6 protein-coding genes and 1 pseudogene are annotated in these 6,682 nt (G+C 62.7%); 4 read left to right on the top strand and 3 right to left on the bottom strand.

Annotated features, from left to right (window positions below; translation table 11 throughout):
* Window positions 1-1,271 (top strand): methyl-accepting chemotaxis protein (locus AB4Y84_RS09695; protein WP_442250065.1); only part of this gene is annotated, 1,271 nt, incomplete at its 5' end.
* Between the two features lie 148 nt (window positions 1,272-1,419).
* Here the strand turns inward: AB4Y84_RS09695 and AB4Y84_RS09690 are convergent.
* Window positions 1,420-1,839: pseudogene (locus AB4Y84_RS09690) on the bottom strand (GNAT family N-acetyltransferase); the annotation flags it as partial.
* Between AB4Y84_RS09690 and AB4Y84_RS09685 the strand changes: the two are divergent.
* Both AB4Y84_RS09685 and AB4Y84_RS09680 read left to right on the top strand, forming a co-directional pair.
* Window positions 1,838-2,197, top strand: coding sequence for a hypothetical protein (locus AB4Y84_RS09685; RefSeq protein WP_442244542.1), 360 nt, complete (start codon window positions 1,838-1,840; stop codon window positions 2,195-2,197). The pseudogene AB4Y84_RS09690 and the gene AB4Y84_RS09685 sit on opposite strands and share 2 nt — an antisense overlap.
* A gap of 145 nt (window positions 2,198-2,342) precedes the next feature.
* The gene (locus AB4Y84_RS09680) at window positions 2,343-3,368 is read left to right on the top strand and encodes a hypothetical protein (protein ID WP_442244543.1); all 1,026 of its coding nucleotides are present in this window, start codon (window positions 2,343-2,345) and stop codon (window positions 3,366-3,368) included.
* Between the two features lie 249 nt (window positions 3,369-3,617).
* Here AB4Y84_RS09680 and AB4Y84_RS09675 read toward each other — a convergent pair whose 3' ends face one another.
* A complete protein-coding gene (locus AB4Y84_RS09675; RefSeq protein ID WP_442244544.1) occupies window positions 3,618-4,289 on the bottom strand; it encodes a hypothetical protein in 672 nt (223 codons plus the stop codon).
* A gap of 318 nt (window positions 4,290-4,607) precedes the next feature.
* On the opposite strand from AB4Y84_RS09675, the gene AB4Y84_RS09670 reads away from it, so the two are divergent.
* Window positions 4,608-5,731 (top strand): IS3 family transposase gene (locus AB4Y84_RS09670; protein ID WP_442244545.1). Its coding sequence is split into 2 segments (ribosomal slippage): window positions 4,608-4,884 and window positions 4,884-5,731, totalling 1,125 coding nucleotides; the frame shifts between segments, so codons are not numbered across the junction.
* Window positions 5,732-6,052: 321 nt separating this feature from the next.
* On the opposite strand, the gene AB4Y84_RS09665 is transcribed toward AB4Y84_RS09670, so the two are convergent.
* On the bottom strand, window positions 6,053-6,538 hold the full coding sequence (locus AB4Y84_RS09665) for a hypothetical protein (protein ID WP_442244546.1): 486 nt from the start codon (window positions 6,536-6,538) through the stop codon (window positions 6,053-6,055).
* Between the last annotated feature and the right edge of the window lie 144 nt (window positions 6,539-6,682).

The following is a 6,682-nucleotide window of genomic DNA, read 5'->3' as shown; positions in this document are numbered from 1 at the left end:
GCTGCATCCTGGCGGCCAATGCGAACTTCCTGGCCGCCACCGGCTATACGCTGGAAGAGGTGCGTGGCCAGCATCATTCGCTGTTCGTCGAGCCCGACTACCGGGCCAGTGTCGAGTATCGGCGGTTCTGGGAGAAGCTCGGCTCCGGCGAGTACGACGCAGGCCAGTACCGTCGGCTGGGCAAAGGTGGCCGTGAAGTGTGGATCCAGGCGTCGTACAACCCGATTCTCGACGCCGGCGGGCGACCGTTCAAGGTCGTCAAATACGCCACCGACATCACCGCACAGGTGCATGAGAGCCAGGCCATGCAGCGCGCCGTGGCGCAGACACGCGAGGTGGTGGCGTCGGCGAAGGAGGGCGACCTGACCCGAAGCATTGCCATGGCTGACAAGAGCGGCCCGATCGCCGAACTCTGTGGCGGCGTCAACGCGCTGGTCGAAGCGATGGCGGGCATCATCGGTCAGATCAAGTTCGCCGCAGACACCATTGCGGTCGGTGCGAGCGAGATCGCCGAAGGCAACAATGACCTGTCCCAGCGCACCGAGCAGCAGGCGGCGTCGCTGGAAGAAACCGCCGTGTCGATGAAGGGGCTGGCCGAGACCGTGCAGCGCACCGCGACCAACGCGCGCCAGGCCAGCCAACTGGCCGGCGGCGCCGCCGATGTGGCCGCACGGGGTGGCCAGGTGGTACATGAAGTGGTCTCGACGATGGAGGTGATCAACGCGTCTTCGCGTCGTATCGTCGACATCATTGGTGTGATCGATGGCATTGCCTTCCAGACCAACATCCTGGCATTGAACGCGGCGGTGGAAGCGGCGCGTGCCGGTGAGCATGGTCGTGGTTTCGCCGTGGTTGCCACCGAGATCCGCGAGCTCTCGCATCGCTCGGCGGGTGCGGCAAAGGAAATCAAGCAGCTGATCGATGCGTCGGTTGCCAACGTCGGCGCCGGAACGGCGCAGGTCGAGAGCGCAGGGCGGACCATGGACGAGATCGTGGTCGACGTGCGTCGGGTCAGTGACCTGATGACCGAGATCAGTGCCGCTGCGCAACAGCAGAGCGACGACATCCAGCAGATGAACCATGCGGTGGATCTGATCGACCAGGGCACGCAGCAGAATGCGGCGCTGGTGGAAGAGGCCTCAGCGGCCGCGCGCAGCATGGAGGAGCAGTCCTCTCAGCTGTTGCAGACGGTGGCAGGGTTCCGTGTGCACGCGGGGGCCGGTGCAGGACATGGCCATGACGTGCATGCGCCGGCGCTGCGGGTGGTGTAGCGCGTAGAGCCGCGCCGGTCCATGGGGCGGCGCGGCTTTCGCCCTGGCCGCCATGCAACTGCGGGGGAGTGTGCGCATACATCCAGAAGTCGCGCGGTTGCCCGCGGACATGGCGATAGGAACGCAGCAATCCCTCGCGTTGCATGCCTGCGCGTTCGAGCACGGCAATCGATCGCAGATTGCTGTCGAGCACCGTGGCCTGGACGCGCACGCAACCCAGTGCGGCATGCGCCCAGGCAATGACCGCGCGCGCCGCCCCGGTCGCCAGCCCGCGTCCCTGGTGGGCCGGGGACAGGTCGTAGGCCAGTTCCGCGCGGTGGTGCTCGATGTCGATGTCGTTGAGGCCGACCGTGCCCAGCAACTGATCGTCGCTGTCGAGGATCGCCCAGCGGCGGCATCGTGTGTTGCGCGAATGGTCGAAGATCTGCCGCTGCAGGGCTTCCACAGAGACATCGCACCAGCTGGTGTGCTTGATCACGTCCGGCAGCGACAGGTAGACCACTAGGCTTCTGGACTCGCTGACGGGCCTCAACGCTGCCGCCTCGAAGGCAGATGCCTTTGGCGGCATGCTTGATCAGCTTGCCGAACTGGAGCGCGAATTCGGCGCATACCAGGCAGCGGCGCTTGCGCTGAGCCTTCGGATCGGGGAGATGGAGAAGCCCTCCCGTGATGTGCTGGCGGCTCAGCGTGATCTCCGGAAGGAAGGCGAGCGGCTCAAGAAAGCACTGAACGAGCAGTGGGAGGCGGTTGGCAACGGCCGTCGCTTCCCGCCGGCTGCGGTGGCTGGGCGAGATGCCGTCGATCCTGTCCGGTCGGGAGATCGCTTGGGCGAATGCGCCAGCTGGGCGTGCGGCGGTTCGTCTGCCATGGCGCGCTGCGCGCCAGGTGCCTTGGGGTGTTCGACCGAAGCCAGATCCTGGCCCTGACCCCGATCCTGGTGCGGGCTTCCCGCCGGGCAATTACGTGGGTCTCAGATTGGGGTGCTCCGTCATCGGCGTTCCAGGTCTCGCGCCCCTCAACCTTGGTATCGCGGCGTGCTACGTGGCGCGCCCTCAACGCAGGACCTATGTCGTGATCAACACGGTCTCTTTCGTGCGACTTCCCGATCGCACTCCCATCGAAGTGACACGCATCTCTCTCGCTGCCAGCCGGGGTGCATGGGGATGGACGTTCGACTTTGAGCTGGCCGATCCCAGCCAGCTTGCATTGCTCAAGCCCACAGCTGCTGGGCCCCGTCAATTCGAGATCACTCTCAACGGCTACGTCTGGACGGGTATTGTCGAGACGTTCCAGAAGCAGCGTGAGTTTGCCGGCGGCGGGGTGCGTCTGAGCGGAAGGTCGCGGACTGCGCTGCTGGCGGCGCCCTATGCTCCGGCACGGGTCAAGGCGAGCAGCGAAGATCGCAGCATGGCGCAGCTGGTCGCCGAGGAGCTGGCCGACACGGGCTTCGCCAGCGACTATCAGACGGTGGACTGGAACGTGCCGGCTGGGGCGTGGTTCTACGACGCCAGCACGCCCCTTGACGCCATCAGCACCCTGGCGGAAGCGAGCGGGGCTGTAGTGCAGTCCCACCCCGCCGAACTGGCTCTCACTGTCCGTCCTGCCTATCCGTCCAGCCCGTGGCTCTGGCGGGAGACCGCGCCCGACCATGTGCTGCAGGAAGACATCGTGCTGACCGAGAGCCTGCAGATGCGCAGCGCCCCGCTTTACGACGCGGTCGTGGTCACGGGAGAGCTGGCGGGGAAAGGGGTGACCTGCAAAGTCCGCCGGGCTGGCGAGGCCGGGCAACTGTTCGCCCCCCAGGCCAGCAGCCCACTGATCAACGTGGCGGCGGCCGGCGCGGAGCGCGGGCGGAACATCCTATGTGATCGCGGCGAGCAGGCAGCCGTCGACCTGACCGTGCCCCTGTTCGCCAAGCCGCTCAAGGTCGGGGAAGTGGGCGTGATTATGCCGCTAGACCTGGTCCAGTTCGTTGGCTCGGAAGGTACCTGGCACGGCCAGTGCGAGTCGCTGCGTATCGAGGTGACGGTTGAGCAGCAGGCCGTCGTGATTGAGCAAACCGCCACCCTTGAGAGGCACTACACCGATGCGGACTGACTTGTGGGATCAATTCGGCGACCTGGTCGGCGGCAGCCCAAGGCTGCTGGCTACCGTGACTGCACACAATACCGATGGAACCAGCACCCTCACCACGTATGACGGCGTGCAGATGAGGGCATTCGGGCAATTGCAGTTGACGATCCCCTATAACGCTTGGGTGCGTGGAGGCCGGTTGGTCGAGGCGGCACCAAACCTCCCACTCTTGGAGATCAGCGTCTGAAGCGAACGACTATCGATTTCGGCTCATTAACAGATCGGTGGCGTGTACAAAAAAGGACGCCAGTTCAGGTGCATGGTCAGGTAGGCGAACGTCGCCAAGGCGACTGAGGCGATCACGAACGCGGCCCACCTCCAGCCAATTGTCTGTTCAGCCTTACCGCCATAGAAAATAATGCTGAATGTAAGTTTTTGGATGGACGATAGAGTCAGGCACAGGGGCAGCATCCACAGGACGGATGGGTTTGCCTTGAAGTGGATTGCAGTTGCTAAGCCCACCCCGCCCACCGCGAGGGGTAGCTGGACGCTGAACTCGGCCATGCCCTTGTATGAGCTCGTTAGAATCTCTCTGAGTAAACCTTGCTTTCCGGTCCTGGGAAGCCAGATGAGACACAGTAGAACGAGTAGGCCTGCTTGAACTAGCAGTAGTTGTGACACCGCCATGAGCGGCAACGAGGCGATGCCCGAAAGTGCTTGGCATGCAACCTCCGAAACGTCTCCTTGGGCTGTTTTGTGGATAAACAGAAGCAGCAGTGCGCCGATGCCAATGCCGACGACGGTAAGTGCAGAGGTAATATTGAATTTGAGCGCGGATTGCCAGAATTCTTTCCAGTCAATAGCGATCTTGTTTGCATTCCTCGACGCTATCAGGGAGCGCAGTAGCCGACTGCCAGTCCGGTCTTTGTCCAATTTGACGTCCATTCTTACTCGGCTCGCTTTGCCCTTCCTGAGTAGCGGCTATCGGCAGTGATGCCTGCTTCTTTAGGTTGGTACCGTTGGTCTAAGTGGTGAATTCGTAGCGACACCGGGTCATTCCAGCGCACTGAGCTGTTCACACTCCCACAACGCGGCCTGCGGCCAGATTGCGGCCATGTGCTATTCCGCCCAAATCGAAGCCGCCTACCAGAAGCTGGTTCGCATGACCGGCGCCACGCTGTCTCTGCAGGAGTTCGCCGCCCTCTACGCCCACCGACGTCCCCCCGAGATTGAGTAGCGAAGCGGTTTGGAGTCCAATCCTCAATGAGAAGGAGATTGGACGTGAAGAAGCGCTTTTCCGAAGAGCAGATCATCGGCTTCCTACGCGAAGCTGAGGCCGGCATGCCCATCAAGGACCTCTGCCGCCAGCATGGCTTTAGCGAGGCCTCGTACTACCTGTGGCGCAGCAAGTTCGGCGGCATGAGCGTGCCCGACGCCAAGCGGCTCAAGGACCTGGAGGCGGAGAACACACGCCTGAAGAAGCTACTGGCAGAACAGGTCTTCGAGAACGACGTCATCAAGGATGCGTTGCGAAAAAAGTGGTGACCGCACCGGCGCGCAGGCTGCTGGTGCGGAGCATGGTCGAGAAGGGATTGAGCGAGCGGCGAGCGCTGACGGTGGTGCGGATGAGCGCTAGCGCGCTGCGCTATGAGCCTCGGGCCGACCGCAACGTTGAGCTGCGCGAGCAGATCGCTGCGCTGGCGCATCGGCACAGACGCTACGGGGTGGGCATGATCCATTTGAAACTGCGGCAGGAAGGGCTTGTCGTGAACTACAAGCGAGTGGAGCGCCTGTATCAGGAAGCGGGCCTGCAGGTGCGTCGCAGAAAGCGTAAGAAGGTGCCGATAGGCGAGCGCCAGCCCCTCCTGCGGCCGTCCGCTGCCAATGAGGTGTGGTCGATGGACTTCGTGTTCGACCGCACCGCGGAAGGCCGGGTGATCAAGTGCCTGACCATCGTCGACGACGCCACCCACGAGGCTGTGGCCATCGAAGTGGAGCGGGCAATTTCCGGGCAAGGCGTGTCCAGGGTGCTGGACAGGCGGGCCATGCAGCGCGGCTTGCCACGAGTGATCAGGACAGACAACGGCAAGGAGTTTTGCGGTAAGGCGATGGTGGCCTGGGCTCACGAAAAGGAAGTTGCCCTGCGTCTGATCGAACCGGGCAAGCCGAACCAGAATGCTTACGTCGAGTCTTTCAACGGGCGTTTACGCGATGAATGCCTCAACGAGCACTGGTTCCCGACATTGCTTCATGCCCGTACCAGCATCGAAAGCTGGCGGCGCGACTACAACGAAGAAAGGCCCAAAAGAGCGCTTGGCGGACTAACGCCCGCCCAGTACGCCGCGCAGTTGGCGACGAAGAAAGATAACATCAGCACCGGACTCTAAACCCGCCCACTACTCAAGCCGGGGGGACGTCGCGTCCACCGAACTGCCTCCGCCGATTCCCGGATTGCCGCCCACCCCGGAGCAGCTGCAACAAGCCCGGCGCTTGGCTGAGGCCGGGACGACGGAGCTCGAACGGGTCAAGGAAGCGCTCGAGCCGCCCAAACCCCCGGCGGGGACCAAGCCCAGAGCGAAGGATCCGCAGAAGGCGCGGGTGAGGGCAGGGCTGCAGCAGATGCGGCGGGGTGTTTAGGCCTTTCCTGCTTCACCCTATCCGCCGCACCAATTGGTGCGGGCGGATAGAGTGCGGGCTGAGAAAAGGGTTTACTGCTCTTGCTCAGTGAGCCATGCCTGGACAGCGCGCAATTCGTCCTGATCTTGGTACTTTGGCTTACACCGCAGCTCGAACACACCGTTGGCAATAGCGGCTTCCAGCGAGAGCCGGGTTGCCTCGTACTGCGGAATGTACAGCCGCTTGATCAGGTCCAGAACTTCTTCTGGCTCTTCGAAGCGCTTATCAGAGAGGAACTCAAGTAGCCGCGTAAGACCGTCAGGGCCGACGAACATCGAGAGCGGGAGGTCCGAAACTGTCCAGCCCTTAAGGGCATGCCAGTGGGCCTCATCGTGATAGCAGGCATTCCTTCGGCCCGCTCGCGGCGAAGAATGTCGAGTGTGGACAAGGCGCAGCTGGTGCAAGCTGCCTTCGATGGGTTCTGCTGAAACCCCGCTCAGCCACTCCACCCAGCCATCCTCAACGCTGAGGATTGGTTCGCCACACTGATCGCATTTCCACGGTGGATTGACTTCCATAGCTCCCCCTACTCCATTGTGAATGCCCCTTTTACCTCGGAGGCAACCGTGCGGCAAGAGAGGTGGAGAGGATCAAGCAGATAGAGGAAAAATGAGTGGAGTCGGACGATTCACGACTTCATTACGCCATTTCCTTGCGAGCCC

Source organism: Stenotrophomonas sp. 2YAF22 (assembly GCF_052114665.1).
GTDB lineage: Bacteria > Pseudomonadota > Gammaproteobacteria > Xanthomonadales > Xanthomonadaceae > Stenotrophomonas > Stenotrophomonas indicatrix.
The sequence above is the reverse complement of the archived record's forward strand: the minus strand, read 5'-3'. Positions and strand labels throughout refer to the sequence as shown.

Bases quoted from the DNA above. Each gene is read 5' to 3' on its own strand.
- AB4Y84_RS09685 (WP_442244542.1), top strand. From the start codon at position 1,838: ATGCTTGATCAGCTTGCCGAACTGGAGCGCGAATTCGGCGCATACCAG.
- AB4Y84_RS09675 (WP_442244544.1), bottom strand. From the start codon at position 4,289: ATGGACGTCAAATTGGACAAAGACCGGACTGGCAGTCGGCTACTGCGC.
- AB4Y84_RS09665 (WP_442244546.1), bottom strand. From the start codon at position 6,538: ATGGAAGTCAATCCACCGTGGAAATGCGATCAGTGTGGCGAACCAATC.